General features: G+C 57.6%; 14 protein-coding genes and 1 pseudogene. 6 read left to right on the top strand and 9 right to left on the bottom strand.

The window, feature by feature from the left end; genetic code table 11:
- Positions 1 to 127: 127 nt before the first annotated feature.
- The 5 genes and pseudogenes from GA0061100_RS29095 to GA0061100_RS29075 form a co-directional block, all read right to left on the bottom strand.
- A pseudogene (locus GA0061100_RS29095) lies at positions 128 to 525 on the bottom strand (DUF3788 domain-containing protein).
- Between the two features lie 84 nt (positions 526 to 609).
- Positions 610 to 1,272: an FMN-dependent NADH-azoreductase gene (locus GA0061100_RS29090; protein ID WP_075856330.1), complete on the bottom strand. Its 663-nt coding sequence runs from the start codon at positions 1,270 to 1,272 to the stop codon at positions 610 to 612.
- A gap of 43 nt (positions 1,273 to 1,315) precedes the next feature.
- Entirely contained in the window at positions 1,316 to 1,861 is a 546-nt protein-coding gene (locus GA0061100_RS29085; protein ID WP_075856329.1) for a carboxymuconolactone decarboxylase family protein, read from the bottom strand.
- A 34-nt stretch (positions 1,862 to 1,895) separates the two neighbouring features.
- Positions 1,896 to 2,549 carry a nitroreductase family protein gene (locus GA0061100_RS29080; protein ID WP_075856328.1) on the bottom strand — a complete coding sequence of 218 codons (654 nt, stop codon included), beginning with the start codon at positions 2,547 to 2,549 and terminating at the stop codon, positions 1,896 to 1,898.
- A gap of 112 nt (positions 2,550 to 2,661) precedes the next feature.
- Entirely contained in the window at positions 2,662 to 3,630 is a 969-nt protein-coding gene (locus GA0061100_RS29075) for an AraC family transcriptional regulator (RefSeq protein WP_075856327.1), read from the bottom strand.
- A 207-nt stretch (positions 3,631 to 3,837) separates the two neighbouring features.
- Between GA0061100_RS29075 and GA0061100_RS29070 the strand changes: the two genes are divergently transcribed.
- Together GA0061100_RS29070 and GA0061100_RS29065 are read left to right on the top strand one after the other, a co-directional pair.
- Complete coding sequence (locus GA0061100_RS29070; protein ID WP_075856326.1) at positions 3,838 to 5,664, top strand: putative bifunctional diguanylate cyclase/phosphodiesterase; 1,827 nt, start codon at positions 3,838 to 3,840, stop codon at positions 5,662 to 5,664.
- A gap of 71 nt (positions 5,665 to 5,735) precedes the next feature.
- A complete protein-coding gene (locus tag GA0061100_RS29065; protein ID WP_075856325.1) occupies positions 5,736 to 6,692 on the top strand; it encodes an HD-GYP domain-containing protein in 957 nt (318 codons plus the stop codon).
- Positions 6,693 to 6,976: 284 nt separating this feature from the next.
- Here the strand turns inward: GA0061100_RS29065 and GA0061100_RS29060 are convergent, their stop codons facing one another.
- From GA0061100_RS29060 to GA0061100_RS29045, 4 genes are all read right to left on the bottom strand, one after another.
- The gene (locus GA0061100_RS29060; RefSeq protein WP_075856324.1) at positions 6,977 to 7,834 is read right to left on the bottom strand and encodes an SMP-30/gluconolactonase/LRE family protein; all 858 of its coding nucleotides are present in this window, start codon (positions 7,832 to 7,834) and stop codon (positions 6,977 to 6,979) included.
- A complete protein-coding gene (locus GA0061100_RS29055; RefSeq protein ID WP_075856323.1) occupies positions 7,824 to 8,885 on the bottom strand; it encodes an ABC transporter ATP-binding protein in 1,062 nt (353 codons plus the stop codon). Before GA0061100_RS29055 ends, GA0061100_RS29060 begins: the two co-directional genes overlap by 11 nt.
- Positions 8,886 to 8,893: 8 nt before the next feature.
- Positions 8,894 to 10,117 (bottom strand): mandelate racemase/muconate lactonizing enzyme family protein, encoded by a 1,224-nt coding sequence (locus GA0061100_RS29050; RefSeq protein WP_075856322.1) that lies wholly within the window; start codon positions 10,115 to 10,117, stop codon positions 8,894 to 8,896.
- A 90-nt stretch (positions 10,118 to 10,207) separates the two neighbouring features.
- Positions 10,208 to 10,870 carry a GntR family transcriptional regulator gene (locus tag GA0061100_RS29045; RefSeq protein ID WP_075856321.1) on the bottom strand — a complete coding sequence of 221 codons (663 nt, stop codon included), beginning with the start codon at positions 10,868 to 10,870 and terminating at the stop codon, positions 10,208 to 10,210.
- 268 nt (positions 10,871 to 11,138) lie between these two features.
- Here GA0061100_RS29045 and GA0061100_RS29040 point away from each other — a divergent pair, with 268 nt between their 5' ends.
- From GA0061100_RS29040 to GA0061100_RS29025, 4 genes are all read left to right on the top strand, one after another.
- Positions 11,139 to 12,362, top strand: a complete 1,224-nt coding sequence (locus tag GA0061100_RS29040; protein ID WP_083961469.1) for an ABC transporter substrate-binding protein — start codon at positions 11,139 to 11,141, stop codon at positions 12,360 to 12,362.
- 130 nt (positions 12,363 to 12,492) lie between these two features.
- A complete protein-coding gene (locus GA0061100_RS29035; RefSeq protein ID WP_208621596.1) occupies positions 12,493 to 13,362 on the top strand; it encodes a carbohydrate ABC transporter permease in 870 nt (289 codons plus the stop codon).
- Complete coding sequence (locus GA0061100_RS29030) at positions 13,359 to 14,189, top strand: carbohydrate ABC transporter permease (protein ID WP_208621595.1); 831 nt, start codon at positions 13,359 to 13,361, stop codon at positions 14,187 to 14,189. Before GA0061100_RS29035 ends, GA0061100_RS29030 begins: the two co-directional genes overlap by 4 nt.
- Entirely contained in the window at positions 14,186 to 14,938 is a 753-nt protein-coding gene (locus tag GA0061100_RS29025; RefSeq protein WP_208621594.1) for an SDR family NAD(P)-dependent oxidoreductase, read from the top strand. The genes GA0061100_RS29030 and GA0061100_RS29025 overlap by 4 nt, the downstream gene beginning before the upstream one ends.
- The last annotated feature ends 77 nt before the right edge of the window (positions 14,939 to 15,015 follow it).

Genomic DNA, 15,015 nt, shown 5'->3' with positions numbered 1-15,015 from the left:
CTTAATTTCCGTTGCGTTGAAAGATGAATTGGGGACCACGAGCCCATATCGGCCTCGTGCAGGCAGGTGCTGCTCGACTGTGGCTTGGTCGATTGGATGCCGACGGACGAGCCGCGATATTTGGCAATCACACGTTCGATACCGGCGGGCGCTTCATCAGCAAGAGGTCTTTGACATCCTGCAGATCGCTTCCATCCGAGATGGGAAGCGTCAGCCATTTTCCGTCGATATAGGTTTTGGCGTTGTCGTAGAGGGTGACCAGTTCAGGCCGCCAGGCATAGCGCCGCTCCTCGAATTTCTCGCGCTCCGCTCGGCCCATCACCACGACGGCCGAAAGCCGTTTGAACTCCGGGACCAGGGTGGTGAAGGCCCTGGCTTTCTTGTAGCGCAAGGACCAGCCGCGGTTCTTGCCACCGTAGAGCCAGTCCGGGGCAAAAACGTCCGGATAGCGGCATCAAGCGGTGGTGCTGCCCGTTCGGTCATTCGGTCGCCGATCTGCGGAAGGGGTAGTGTTGTTTCACGCATTTAAATGACTCCTATGTGCCCCGCCGGGGCGAAATGGTTGAGATGTCCGGGCCGCCAGCGTACTGGCATGGAACACAACTTCGGCTATCGTCCGCCGGCATCCGCCGGCAGCGCTGAGCTTGTGTGGATGTCTCCGGGACTCGGCACGACCGTCAGATCGATGGCGGCGAGAAGCGTCTGCCGCGCCACCGACGCCTGCTCCCAGTCAAGGAAGGCGGTGCCTTGCAGCGGAAAGAATTGTTGCGTCTTCAGCCCAATCGAGCTCAGCGTCAGGGACAGGTAGGGCGTCAGAAAATCCGGTTGGTTGGCGCACTCGCCGGTGAAGAATCCGCCAGACGTCACGCCGATAAAGACCGGACGGTCTCGAAGCATTCCGACTTTCCCTGCCGGCGTTGATTTCATTGTGCGGCCGACACGCAGGACCTGATCGATCCAGGCCTTGAGGACAGAGGGAGTAGTCAGATTGTGCATCGGCGTTCCGATGACGACCACATCCGCCGCTTCGACCTCCTGAATAAGCTGTTCGGAAAGATCGAGCGACCCTGTCGGCGGGGCCGCCAAAGTAGCCGGCGACGCCAGCGCGGCGGCATAAAGGGCTACGGTCTGAGGTAGGGGATCGGCGCCCAGATCACGCCGGATGATGTCCGCGCCAGGCGCAACCCCAAGAAGCTTTTCGACGATGGCCGCCGAAAACTGACGGCTATGGGATTGCTGGCGCGGACTGCTGTCGATGTGGAGAATGTTCATGGGATTGATCCAACGGCTTCATGAGGTTGCGAGAGAGCGGAACTCAGATCGCGCCGGCCGGGGCAACGGCGGGAAAGTCCTTGTCGGGATCAAAGACATTGTTGAACAGGTTCGTCAGCGTGTACATGGCGACCAGAGCGACGATCTCGATGATGTTCGCCTCGGTGAAGCCGGCATCGCGAACAGCCTTCAGATCGGCATCGCTGACTTGCCCTCGGCTTTCGATAACCTTGCGGGCGAACTGCACCGCCGCGTCCCGCTTCGGGTCGTTTGCATGGCCCTTGCGAGCGAGAATGATCTCGTCGACAGGCAGCTTGGCCATATGTTCAGCGGTGAAGCTGTGAACCGTGAGACAATAGTTGCAGCCATTCACTTCGGAGACAGCAAGGCCGATGCTGTCTCGTGTCCTCACGTCGAGCGCCTTGCTGAGGGAGCCCAGCAGGGCAGCCCATGCGTTGAAGGCGATCGGGCTTTGCGCGAAGGCTGCCATCATGTTTGGGGTAAAGCCGATGTTTCTCGTGAGGGCATCGAGGGTCTCTTTGGATGCAGCCGGCACCTGTTCCGGCGTCAGAACAGTGGTTCTGGTCATGGTCGTCTCCATAAATGTTTGATTGAGATGGCGGTTATGCGAAGGACAGGACGTCGGCCACCGGCAGGCGTGGCTTCTGCGGCCAGTTGCCGGACCGTTCGGGCCCGACGGTCAAGAGCATCACCGGGATTTCATCTTCGGCGAGGCCGAATTCGCGATGCACGGCCTCTGCGTCGAACCCGATCATCGGTGTTGAGCCAAGACCCAGCGAGCGCGCCGCATAGATGACTGCCGCGGTGCCGAAGGTCGCGGAGCGAACCGCTTCGTCACGTTGCCGCTGGGGCTGGTTATCATAGAGGCCGCGGGCGGGCACTTCCCATTCCGGCACCAAGTGGGCCGGCATGATACCGGCTTCCACGACCGGCGCCAGGCGGGCGGGTACAGTGCTGGCATCGGCCAATTGGCCGATGATAATAAACGTCACCGCGGCATCGAGGATCGCGGGCTGCTTCCAGGCGATCGGATGGAGCCGGGCCTTGGCCTCGGGCGTGCGGACGGCGATAAACCGCCAGTTCTGAAGGTGGAATGACGTCGGCGCTGCCGTGCCGATGCGCACCAGATCCCGGATCTGATCGTCGGTTAGTGTGGCGGTAGTGTCGTAATATTTGGCGGCGCTACGGCTTAGAATGGTTTCGATGACCGCATTCGTCGGCGCAGTTTCGGAGGTCGTGTTGCTGATGTAGTTCATTGGGGGGCTCCTCATCAAGTGATTACGGAGCCGATTTTACGAGCGGTAGTGATATTATCGAGACTGAATTGCTTCAATATCATGCTCAAAAGGATCAAGCATTAGGTCGGCACTAACCTGCAGTTTTCCCGCCGGTCTGCGCCAGCCTGCGCCATTCCCCTGGCGTCATCCCCATCTTCTCGGCGAATACGCGCCGGAATGCCGAAACGGATTGGTAGCCGACCGTTTCGGCGATTGCCTCGGTACTGACCGCCGGTTTCTTGAGCTCGTTTGCAGCCAGACTCATGCGCAGATCCGTCAAGAGGTCGAGGGCAGAGCAACCGAGCCTGTCCTGGAAGTGACGCATGAATGTTGCGCGTGACATGCTACACAAGTCCGCCAGATCAGGCAGCTTCCAAGGCTTGGCTGGATCCGCGAGCATGGCGCTGATTGCCGGCGCCAATCGCGGGTGGCCGGCTAACGCCAACAAACCCTCGGGAGCGGTTGCGGACTCGCTGGCTGCGCGTAACACCAGCGTGAAAAGAGCCGAAGACAGGGCGTTGAGAACGGCCCGTCCTCCCGGCCGGTCGCCGGCCGCTTCCATTCGCATCAGCCCCACCAGGCCAGCGAGCCCATCGGTTGCGGACGCCAAACTGTCTTCTGACGCGCCATCCATGGCTCGCGCAACCAGGTTCAGAGGCAGATAGTTACGGATCAGCCGGTCGTGAGGAGGTGCGATGAAAAATCGGCCACACAACAGATCGAGCTGCTCGCCGTCGCTGTCGTTCTCGCTCAACATCCAACCGGCAGCACCCTGCCGCTGCTGCGTAGGAACGGGCGTCCGGCCGCTACCATCGTGTAACACATGCGCCGCACCGTGTGGTAGCAGCACGATATCGCCGCTTGTCAATTCTCGCCGGGTTCTTGCCGCCGGATCCTCAAAGATCGCCCGGCCCCTGACAACGACATGGTAGGGAATTTCGTTCGCCGCAGCCCGGTTCCAGGTAATGCGCCACGGAGCGCCGTAGGCGCATCGCACCTCGAGCTGGCCGGTGACCGTGATGATTTGCAGCAGCTGGCTCAACCAATCGAGTTCAGACATAGGACCTCGAGAATCTACCGTTCAGGCGTTCCATCGTATCGCACGATAACCACTCGCATTCCATGGTTGAACCCACAATCCGACGGTCATTGTCGCGGGGAAGGAGCTGGGTGTTGTGCGGTGAATTGGATCAAAGTCTATCTAATCGGGTAACCCGATCTGAAAACGCGGCTGGTAGAGAAGGTTTTCCTTTTGAGACGCCCTCACATGATCCTGGAATTGCAGAATGCCATTCTCGAAATGATCGCCAAAGGCGAACCGCTGGCGGCCACGCTCTCGACACTTTGTTTGATGGTCGAAAGAGCCATCCCCGGTGTTACGGCCACCGTTCTGAAGTCCAATGGCGCCGGTTTGGCGACATTGGCGGCACCATCGTTGCCACAGTCATATTCCGCGGCCGTCGACGGCCTCAGGGTCGGGCCTTACGCTGGTTCTTGCGGTACGGCCGCTTTCCTTGGAACGCCGGTTGTAGTCACCGACATAGAAGCAGATCGCAGATGGGCCGACTACAAGGCACTTGCTCTTCCGCTCGGTCTAAGGGCGTGCTGGTCTAGTCCGATCAAGAGCGCCGACCGTGTGGTCGGTACTTTCGCCTTCTACTATCGGGAAAAACGTGGTCCGAGCACACTTGAGCAGAAGATCGTGGATGCATGTGTACATCTCTGCTCGATCGCAATCGAGCGTGACGAACGGGTGGCGGAGCGTCAGCGGCTGACATACACGGATAGCCTCACGGGGCTCCAGAACCGGGCTGCGTTCGATCTGGCCCTCCGGACCCTTGTGACCCCTGCGAGTCGCGGCTGGGGCATCATAATAGCCGACGTCGACAACCTGAAGCTGGTGAACGATACGTTTGGTCACGCGGCCGGAGATGGTCTGATCCGCGTCGTAGCGGAGCGGATCGCGGCAGCCGCGGTCGGGGAAACGATATATCGGCTCGGCGGCGACGAATTCGCAGTTATCGTTGTCGGCGAAGGGGAACTCAACCTGCAGCGCAAAGCGGCGGAGATCCTGGCCAGGCTTGCACCGCCGACGGATTGCGCGGGTCACGTTGTCTTTCCGGCGGTGACATTCGGCGGCGCCTTGACGACAGACAGCATGGATCCTGAACAGGTCCGGCAAAATGCGGATATTGCGCTCTACCACGCCAAAGAGCATGCGCGTGGACAATTCGTCGAGTTCCATTCGGGCCTCGGAACAGCTTTAACGCGCCGCTTCAGGGCGGTAAGGGACGTCGGTCTGGCGCTATCGGAGAACCGCATCGAAGCTTACTATCAGCCCATCGTCCGTCTTGACACGCGCGAGGCTATCGGCCTGGAAGCATTGTGCCGGATGAGAACCCACTCAGGCGACGTCGTTGCCGCCGCTCATTTTCATGAGGCGACCAAAGACGCCCACGTAGCAGCAATGCTGACGGAGCGGATGCTGACCAAGGTTGCGAAGGATATGCGGACCTGGCTCGACAAAGGGCTTCCTCTGCAGCATGTCAGCGTCAATCTTTCGGCCGCCGACTTCCGCAAAGGAGGACTGCGCAAGAAAATTTGCCAGCTCTTCGAAGCAGCGGATGTTCCGCTCGAACATCTGATCCTTGAGGTGACAGAATCCGTTTATCTCGGACAACGTGACCACGTGGTCGCCAATGAGATCAAGGCTCTACGGTTCGAAGGCTTGAAGGTGGCGCTGGACGACTTTGGTACCGGCTATGCCTCCTTGACACATCTGCTGACCGTACCTGTCGACATCATCAAGATCGACAAGTCGTTTATTGACCGGACCAGGCTCGGTGATGCGGGGATGGCCATCGTCGAGGGCTTGATTTCAATCGCAGGAAAACTTGGCATTCGCGTCGTAGCGGAAGGGATCGAGGAGGAAGAACAGGCGCGACGCCTTCAAGAGTTCGGTTGCAAGCTTGGCCAAGGATATCTCTTTGCAAGGGCGATGGATGGATCGAAGGCCGGAGAGTTCCTCCTAGCCCACGGTCAGCGCGGCGTTCACACTAGCTCAGCCCGGCAGCCACTCCGGTATTCCGGCTGAGACAGCACCTTAATTTGTCAGCGGCTTTGCATCATCAATATTTAGATGGAATCCTCTCAGGAAAATCACAAATGCTCAAGCGCATCCAACTGAGCCAGCTGCGGGTCGGCATGTTCATCAGAGATATGGAATTCGCCATTCAATCCGATGCTGAGCGCTTTAGGCCCTTTCTGCTCACCAGAGGCGAGGATGTCAGACGGCTCACGACCGGGCACGTCAGGAGCGTAGTCATAGACATCGCGAAGGGAGCGGACGTCGCGGGGGGAGCGCAACCTACCGAAATAACGAGCTTCGAGACGAGCGTGCTGGCTGTATTTTCACCTGGCGAGATCGGCCGTGCGAAAAAATCCATTCAGGATATTGGGCCGCATCTACGTCATGTACTGGATGATGCTCGTCTCAATGCCGGCTTCGCGGACGGGGCGGCAAACACTGCGGTGGAGCGCATTATGCTGGAGACGCTCGACAACGCTGATGCCTTGATCGCGGTCGCCAAGCTGAAGGAGAAGGACGAGATCACGTTTCTTCACTCGCTCGCCGTTAGTGCCCTTATGATCGCATTTGCGCGCGCTCTCGGTCATAACGAAGATGAGGTGCGGGTTCTCGGTCTCGGCGGCCTGGTGCATGATCTCGGAAAGATGGCCGTTCCTGGCGAAATCCTTGGTAAATCTGGCAAACTAACGGCCGAAGAGATGGATCTTATTCGCGCTCATCCGCAGAAGGGTTTCGAGATGGTAGCGAAGTCTGGCGCCGCGCCAGCGGAAGTTCTTGATATCTGTCGTTTTCACCATGAGCGGTATGATGGCAGTGGTTATCCCCATCGGCTCTCAGGCAAAAAGATACCCTATGTTGCCCGGGTTGCCGCGATCTGTGACGTCTACGAGGCCTTGACGACCATTCGTCCCTATAAGCGAGCGTATTCGCAATCCGAGGCCATCAACTTGATGATGAACTCTCCCGGGCATTTCGACCAACCGCTCCTGTCGGCGTTTATTTCTAAGATGATCATCAGCGGCACGCTGCATTAACGGTTTCGTTTCCGCCTGGCTCAAGAGCTGATGCACTCCGACAAAAATTGGCTTTCCCAGGGGTAGACATTCACGATTTGATAGTCTGCAAATTCGTTAGTGTCTCGCCTACGCGAGCGCGATCCGCCCAGACCTCTTATTCTTGAGCCACCAGCGCAGAGAGGGCCAGAAACACCTCGACCGAATTTGAGAACAAGCCTTTAGCTGACCGCGCACCGGCTCGACGGTTCGAATCTCTTCAAGAGCAACTCATATCGCCTTTGGCATCTATGGAATCGGCTCGATCATAAAATCACGTATGCATCTGTTATTCCGTTGAACTCATGGCCGGTAATCATCGTGGTTCCCTGTATACCGTCGTCCGGCAGATTGACCGAGGCAGAGGTCACCAGCATACCTTGTCCTTGCGCACCGATAAATGCCGGGCAAGTCGGTTGTTTGAATGGCATCCCGACGGTGCGTGCCACATGACCGGAAGGTGTGATGCACTCGATTTCGCCGGTGCCCCAGCGAGCGTTCCATAGGCAACCATCGCGATCGATGACCGAACCGTCGATACCGCCCGCGCGGCCTCTGCCGTCATGGAACACAACGCATGCGCCCGTCACATCGCCAGTATCAGGATCGAGCGGGACCCGATAAATAATGCCTTCTCTGGTATCGGCAAAGAAACCTGCCGCGCCATCCGGGGAAAAGCAGATCGAATTTGGAATGGTCAAGCCGGAGAACAGAAGCCGGGCTTCACCCTGCCGCACCAGATGGATGGATGCCGCGCCATCGATCGGGTCATGCGCCATGCTGCTAATCCAGATCGAACCGCTTGGATGCACGCGGCCATCATTGGTTCGCATGCCGCCGGTCTTGCCGCTGTTGAGGGCAATATAAAGAGAAAGAGCGCCACTGTCGGGGTCCCGCAGCCACAAACCCTCGTCCATTGCGATCAACTGACGACGATCCGTAGTGATCGCCATCATGCTGGCCATGCCGGGAAGGGGGATTTCCGTGAGCTTTCTGCTCTTCATCTCAAGTGTGAACAGCCGACATGTCAGAATATCGAACCACCAGGCTATGTCTGTTTCACAGTCATAGCCTGGGCCTTCGCCGAGCTGGGTCTTGGGAGAGGTGAGCAGTTCAGGTGCCATGGCCGTTCGCAAGCATGCGTTCCGTCTGACGATCAAAGATGTAGTGGGAATTGGCCTCGGTTCTAACCGATACACGTTCGCCGGCCATCGGCGCATCGCTGGAAGGATGGCTGACAATCAAGCGCTCGCCGCTCTGGGCCTGGAGGTATATGATGGCGGTCGCGCCAAGCTTTTCAACGATATCTACGGTGAGGTTGCCGGCCGTCCGGTCAAGCGAAAGATGTTCCGGCCGAATACCCAACACATAGGAGCCATCCGGCAAGCGGGCCTTGACCTCCTGCCCGAGACCGGGACAATCCAAATGACCGTCGACGCATTCCACGTCGAGAAAGTTCATCGGCGGTGAGCCGATGAAGCCCGCCACGAACTTATTGGCAGGTTCTCGGTAGAGCTGCATTGGGGTACCAATCTGCTCGACACTCCCCTTGCGCATGATGACGATGCGGTCGGCCAGTGTCATGGCTTCGACCTGATCGTGGGTGACATAGATAATAGTGGATTTCAGCCGCTTGTGCAGCTTGGCGATTTCCACTCGCATTTCGGCGCGCAATTCGGCATCCAAATTGGAAAGCGGTTCATCAAAGAGAATGACCTTGGGCTCCCGCACGATCGCGCGGCCGATCGCCACCCGCTGCCGTTGGCCGCCGGATAGCTGTTTCGGTCGCCGCTCAAGATAGTCCTCGAGCCGCAGGATGCACGCGATTTCATCGACCCGTGCGCGAATCTCCGACGGGGCAACCTTGCCGATTTTGAGGCCGAAGCCGATATTTTCGCGGACGGTCATATGCGGATAGAGCGCATAGGATTGGAACACCATCGAGATGCCACGCCGCGCCGCATCGGCATGGGTCACGTCGTTGCCGGCGATTTTCAAGGTGCCGGAACTGCTTTGCTCCAACCCGGCAATGGTTCGAAGCAAGGTCGACTTGCCACATCCGGAAGGACCGACGAGAACGCAGAACTCGCCCTCATCGACATTGATGTTGATGTCGTGCAGAACCTGAAGCCCGCCAAAGGACTTGCCGATGTGATCGATTTCAACTGCTGACATGATTGGGCCTACCAGTTCGTTAGCGAGCCGTCGCGCCGGCGCAGGAACGGCGGGTTCCAGTTTAACGCCTCGGATTTGCGCAGTGCTTCTTCATTGACCTCGATGCCGAGCCCCGGTGCGTCCAGGACTGGATAGCCATTGCCGGAAAGCTGGTGCTGGACCGGAAAGATGTCGGGGTGGTGAAAACCAAGTGGGCAATTGGGAAGCTGGTGTGTTTCCGTATAGGAGAACAACGGGGTCGCTGCCGACATATGGACAGTGGCAGCGGTGCAGATCGCTCCCAGAGGATTGTGCGGCATGAGGTCGATGTAGTGCATCTCCGCCCAGCCGATCACCTTCATGGCCTCGGTGAAGCCACCGATATTGCTGACATCTATGCGCAGATATTGCGTCAGATTGCTTTCGATATAGGGAGCAGCCTGCCACTTGGAGCTAAACTCCTCACCTATGGCGAACGGCACGTCGGTCAGGCGGCGAAGCTCTCGATATGCCTCGGGCGTTTCGTCGCGGATCGGCTCCTCTATATAGTCGAGCGAACCCTTGGGCAGGCGCTGGCAGAACGATGCCGCTTCACCGATCGAAAGCCGGTGGTGATAATCGATCCCGAGCATCAAGCCCGTACCGAAGCGCTCGCGTATGGTGCCGATGCGCTCGGCGGTGGCGATGATCGATTCACGGGGTTCGAAAACATCTCTGGCGCTATGCCCGGCCACGGGCACCCGTATGCTCGTCCAGCCTTGCTCCACCAACCCGGCAACCTCGTCCAGCACGGCTGCGGTAAACGACCCGGCATCGCCGGCATAGCTTTCGGAGTAACAGCTGGCATAAGCCGGGACCTGTTCCCGCTGCTTGCCTCCGAGCAATTGGTAGATGGGAATATTGTAGGTTTTACCTAAAAGATCGTGAAGCGCGATGTCGATCGCCGAGATGGCGGCTGTGATCACGCGACCGCCCTCGAAATACTGGCTGCGATAGCATTCCTGCCAAAGGCGGCCGATCTCGCGGCAGTCTCTGCCCACCAGAAAATCGGCAAAGTGATTGATGGTCGCGGCGACCGCCCGTTCCCGACCGGAAAGCCCGGCTTCGCCCCAACCGACCAAGCCGTCGGTCGACTGGATTTTCACCACCAGCTGATTGCGCGTACCGACGCGTGCGGCAATCGGCTCGATGGCGCGGATGCGGGCGGGCACTCCTTCCAGCCGTATCGATGGTTCCTTCAAACTGGATTCCATTTGGATTCTCCCGAATTGTCCGGGAGAACGATTACGCCGGATCAAATGGCCACGCAATCTAAAAATACACGATAATCATAAAATAATGTGCTATCTTTGATCTCGCATGCGAATCTGCTCATAGAGATGCTGCCCGGCATGTTCAATGTGCGTGCGTATGACCTCGGACGCCTTGTTGGCATCGTGATTTCTGAAGGCTTCGATCAGCATGCGATGCTCCTGGCAAATGGCCTTGTAGCGGCTTCGGCCTATCGGCAAGCGTGCCGCAAAGACGCGCAAGGCGGTTCGTTGCCCCTTCCAGAGTGACACTGCGCGCTTATTGTAATGGAAATCTGCTATGTAATTATGGAATCTGTGATCAATATCTGTGACATTGTCACGCGCTGGATCGGTGATATTTTCCAGTTCGTTCTGTATTTTTTCAAGTTCATCTATGTTCTTTTCTTCGGAATATTCTGCAAACCATTCAACAAGATACGGTTCAAATATCCTCAATATCTCATAGGTATCGCGAACTGTATTGAAATCTAGCTGGCATACCATCGCTCCTTTGTTGGGCTCGAACTCGACATATCCTTCGCCTTGCAGCACGCGGAGGGCTTCACGGACAGGATTCGTGCTGCTCTCATACCGAGAGGCGAGATCGGATATCTTAAGGCGAGTACCGCCCGGAAGGTGGCCGCTTGCGATATCTTCAATCAATCTCGAGTAGATGTCGTCGCTATCACTCATGGCTTCCGGATGTTTGAGCATGGCTTCTTTCCCTCGTCGCGGTTCGGGCTGCCTCGCGCGCGCCCGACCAATGCCTATCCTCTGTTATCATGCGTTTGTACGGTACGCAGTTCAAGTGCCGCTCACCGAATACTGGCTGATTCACATGCGATTCTCGTCGCTTCGTGGCGTTTTTGGCAGTCGAGAATCATTATTTATTCTGATTTTCGATCATAAAATGTATTAAACTGTTGACATAGTGTGCGATAATGTTAACGTCTTGTGAATTCGACTTGTGGGAGGATGTTTCATGTCGTCATTGAAATCGATGTTGCTGGCGGGTGCGCTTGTCCTGGCGCCCGTGGCTGCTTTGGCTGATACCGTCACGCTGGAGGTCGCCTCTTGGAAGGGCAACGAGGCGGAGCCCGCGGGCCTGCCCGAGCTGATCAAGAAGTTCGAGTTGCAGCATCCTGACATCAAGGTCAAGTTGACCTATGTCGGCCGCAACGATTTCAATACTGCAGTTTCTCCGCGACTTGCGGGCGGCAATTCGCCAGATGTCGTCATGGCTGATATGGTGCTCATGCGGCAATGGGCGCGAGCCGGTCTTCTGAGCGAATTGGACAAGGGCGATTGGTTTGCCAAAATCGAGCCAACATTGCGCGATGCGCTGTCGAAGGGCACGGGAAATTATGTCTTCCCGCTTGAGGTCATTGGTATCGGCAACTTCGTCAACATGGGGCTGCTCAAGAAATCCGGCATTGAAAAGCCACCGGCGACCGTCGATGAAGTGAAGGCCGCTTGCAAGGCTCTGAACGCGGCTGGTATCCAGCCCATGATCATGGCGCCCGGTTTCCCAGCGTCCGTCTTCATGATGGCGCAGGGTCTGGCTGCCGGGGAGGCGCCGGCCGGTGACTACGGAACGGGTAGCGTGCCTTTTGCAAAAAGCAAGGCATTTACCGACGCATTAGGCGTGCTGAAAGATCTTGACGGCGCGGGTTGCTTCAAGGGCAAGGAGCAGGCCGGGGTCGACGCCTGGTCGACCGGCCTGCAGGAATTTAAGGCGGGTCATTTCGCCATGATGCCACAGGGTGCGTGGAATATAGCGGCGTTCGGCAAAGTCGAGGGGCTCGACTTTGTCTTCACGCCGATCCCATCGGCAAAGGCTCCGGGCGTCGCTTTTGACCTTTTCGGCTTCGGCTGGGCGCTGCCCAAGCATGCGGCGCATGAAGATGCCGCCAAGGCCTGGATCGAGTTCTTCAGGAGCGATGAGAACCTGAAGATCCTTCTTAAGGGCGAAGCCGCAGGCAGCCCGTTTGCAGGTGGTTCCACCGGTACGCCGCCACAGGCGGCCAGCTACGAAGCGGCCCGTACCGGTTCGGGGCTGATCTGGTATCCTGTCGGCCTTGCCCAGTGGCCCGCGGCTTTGGAAACGGAGATCTTCAGTTCGATGGCTGGCTTTCTTGCCAACACATCGGCCTCGCCAAAAGAGACCCTGTCCAAATGGGACGAGGTTGTTGAAGATCAGAAGTAGGGCAAGCAATGCGGGCGGGCTCGGGCTCCTTAAAGGGACCACGCTCTGAAACGCAAGGTACTGGTGAGGCCTGATGGAGTCATTCGTTGGGCCTTATCGTCCGCATGCAACCTGCCGAAAGGAGAATACATTGAACCGGCAGTTCCAGAAGGCTTTGTTCTTAGCGCCGGCTGTCATCATGCTGACGGTTTTCTTTCTTTTTCCGCTGTTTGAAGCCGTGCGCCTGAGCTTCACCGATTCTTCCGGGCTCGGTGATTACAGCTATGTCGGGTTTAGCAACTACGTCAGGGTTTTCACCCGCTCGAAATATTACGACAGCTTTACGATTACGATCGAATTCGTGGCCCTCGTCGTCGTCTTGCAGACGGCGCTCGGACTTGCGTTCGCGACCGTGCTGAACGCGATGCCCACCATCCGCAATTTCTGCCGCGCAGCGCTTTTCATGCCGGCGATGATGTCCTTTATCATCGTAGGCTATATCTGGTCCTTCATCCTTTCTCCGTTCAGCGGCGGACTGAATGCGTTTCTCGACTCCGCTGGGCTCGGCATGCTGAAGCACGAATGGCTGGGCGATCCGGTGACCGCGCTGCTTTTCGTGGCGGTCGCCCACGTGTGGATGTTCACCGGCTATACCTGCGCGATTTTTCTGGCAGGCTTCGCGAACATTCCGAGCGATCTGGAGGAAGCGGCAAAGCTGGACGGCGCAAATGCCTGGCAGCGTTTTTGCCGCATCCAACTTCCACTGCTGGCGCCGAGTTTTACGGTCAACATCATGCTTTCGACGATCGGGACAATGAAGACATTCGAGCTCCCCTTCGTCATGACAAAGGGTGGCCCAGATGGAGCGACGCAGACCATTGGCCTGCAGATCATCCAGACCCTGTTTCAGGAATATCGCTTTGGCCTCGCAAGTGCGCTGTCGGTGGTCCTCCTGGTCCTGGTGCTTATAGTCGCCTTCGTGCAAAACCGCCTTTTGCGGCGCCGGGAGGAGATGCTGTGAACAACATATCAAGATCGCCGCTGCGCTTTCTCCAACACATGCTCGTGCTCGGCCTCGTAGCAATTATGTTGCTGCCGGTCGCCTACATGCTGTTGATGTCGTTTCGCAACGGGCAGGAAATCGTCAATGCGCCCCTGGCATTGCCCAAGCATTGGCATTTTGAGAATTACGCACGTGCGTATGAAAATATGTCCTACTTGCGCAGTATCTTGAACTCGCTCGGCATCACGGTCGCCGTCACTGTGGCGGTGTCCTTCATTGGGGCTCTCGCCGCCTATCCGCTGTCTCGTTCGAAGAGCCGCGGGACACAGATCCTAATTTCACTACTATCGCTTTGTCTGGCGACACCGTCATTTGTGACGATCACGCCGATCTACGAAACCTTCGCCAGGGTAGGTCTGCTCGATACATATCTAGGGATCATTCTCGCCTTTACCGCGCTTAACCTGCCGCTCGCTGTCTTCTTCTATACGAGCTTCATCCGCGTCATTCCGCAGGAGCTGGAAGAGGCGGCCGAACTTGATGGTTGCTCGTCGTTCCAGGTCTTCTGGTACATAATCCGGCCGCTGCTCGGTCCGGCGACCGCGACGCTGTCCCTGTTCGTCATGCTGATGGTGTGGAACGACTTTATCTATCCGCTGCTGCTTTTGACCGACGATAAGAAGTTCACGGTGATGATGAGCGTCTACCGCTTTGTCGGCAACCAAAGCCTCAATCCCGAAGAGCTGTTCCCGGCGGCAGTTTTGGGTTCACTACCGCTCCTCGTGCTGTTTCTTTTGTTTCAGCGGCGGATTGTCAACGGAATTACAGCGGGAGCAGTGAAATGAGCGGCATGCAGGCGCTTCAAGGTAAGATCATCGTTGTCACCGGGGCAGGGGCAGGAATAGGCCTGGGAATCGCGCGGGCCTGCGTTCAGGCGGGTGCAACCGTGCTCGGCGTTTCGCTTCTCGCAGAAGAAGTTCGAGCGGTTCTCGATGTCGGCGCGGAATTCCTGCAAGCGGATGTCGGCGATCCCGTAGCCATTAGCCGCCTGGCTGCAGTGGTCAAACAGCAATTTGGTGGCCTGGATGGCCTGGTGAATAATGCTGGTGTGACCATCGAAAAGCCGTTTCTGGAAATGCCGCTGGACGAACTCGACTTGCTCTGGCGGGTAAACCAGCGCTCGGTATTTCTGGTTTCGCAGATGCTGGTGCCGCTGCTGCGCAAGCCGGGATCCATCGTCAACATCGGCTCCAATCATGCAAGAGCCACGCTCGCCGGCTACGAGATGTATGCCGGAACCAAGGGCGCGATCGTTTCGATGACACGGGCCATGGCATGGAGCCTCGGTCCGCTCGGCATTCGTGTCAACGCCCTTTGTCCGGGCCTGACACGCACTGAAAAGATCGCCGCCCTGGAAGCCGGGAATGCTCAGCTCGCAGATCATTTCCGCCAGGCACACGCGACGGGAATCTACAATACCGTTGATGAGATTGGCGCATTGGCGGCATTTTTGCTTTCCGATGCCGGCCAGGCTTTGAGTGGAAGCGAAATCGTCGCAGACCAGGGGATGTCGAGCAGGCTGGGCGCATTTTGAGCGGCCGCAGATTTCTTATTCCACCTCCCCTTGAGCTCTTCTGTTGAGTTGCGCGAGATTTTGATCCGCATTTCATT

This window comes from Martinezella hainanensis (genome assembly GCF_900094555.1).
GTDB lineage: Bacteria > Pseudomonadota > Alphaproteobacteria > Rhizobiales > Rhizobiaceae > Rhizobium > Rhizobium hainanense.
The sequence above is the reverse complement of the archived record's forward strand: the minus strand, read 5'-3'. Positions and strand labels throughout refer to the sequence as shown.

Excerpts from the sequence above, each read along its gene's own strand:
- GA0061100_RS29070 (WP_075856326.1), top strand. The coding sequence starts at position 3,838 with ATGATCCTGGAATTGCAGAATGCCATTCTCGAAATGATCGCCAAAGGC.
- GA0061100_RS29025 (WP_208621594.1), top strand. The coding sequence starts at position 14,186 with ATGAGCGGCATGCAGGCGCTTCAAGGTAAGATCATCGTTGTCACCGGG.
- GA0061100_RS29040 (WP_083961469.1), top strand. The coding sequence starts at position 11,139 with ATGTCGTCATTGAAATCGATGTTGCTGGCGGGTGCGCTTGTCCTGGCG.
- GA0061100_RS29045 (WP_075856321.1), bottom strand. The coding sequence starts at position 10,870 with ATGCTCAAACATCCGGAAGCCATGAGTGATAGCGACGACATCTACTCG.
- GA0061100_RS29085 (WP_075856329.1), bottom strand. The coding sequence starts at position 1,861 with ATGACCAGAACCACTGTTCTGACGCCGGAACAGGTGCCGGCTGCATCC.
- GA0061100_RS29090 (WP_075856330.1), bottom strand. The coding sequence starts at position 1,272 with ATGAACATTCTCCACATCGACAGCAGTCCGCGCCAGCAATCCCATAGC.
- GA0061100_RS29050 (WP_075856322.1), bottom strand. The coding sequence starts at position 10,117 with ATGGAATCCAGTTTGAAGGAACCATCGATACGGCTGGAAGGAGTGCCC.
- GA0061100_RS29055 (WP_075856323.1), bottom strand. The coding sequence starts at position 8,885 with ATGTCAGCAGTTGAAATCGATCACATCGGCAAGTCCTTTGGCGGGCTT.
- GA0061100_RS29080 (WP_075856328.1), bottom strand. The coding sequence starts at position 2,549 with ATGAACTACATCAGCAACACGACCTCCGAAACTGCGCCGACGAATGCG.
- GA0061100_RS29075 (WP_075856327.1), bottom strand. The coding sequence starts at position 3,630 with ATGTCTGAACTCGATTGGTTGAGCCAGCTGCTGCAAATCATCACGGTC.
- GA0061100_RS29060 (WP_075856324.1), bottom strand. The coding sequence starts at position 7,834 with ATGGCACCTGAACTGCTCACCTCTCCCAAGACCCAGCTCGGCGAAGGC.
- GA0061100_RS29065 (WP_075856325.1), top strand. The coding sequence starts at position 5,736 with ATGCTCAAGCGCATCCAACTGAGCCAGCTGCGGGTCGGCATGTTCATC.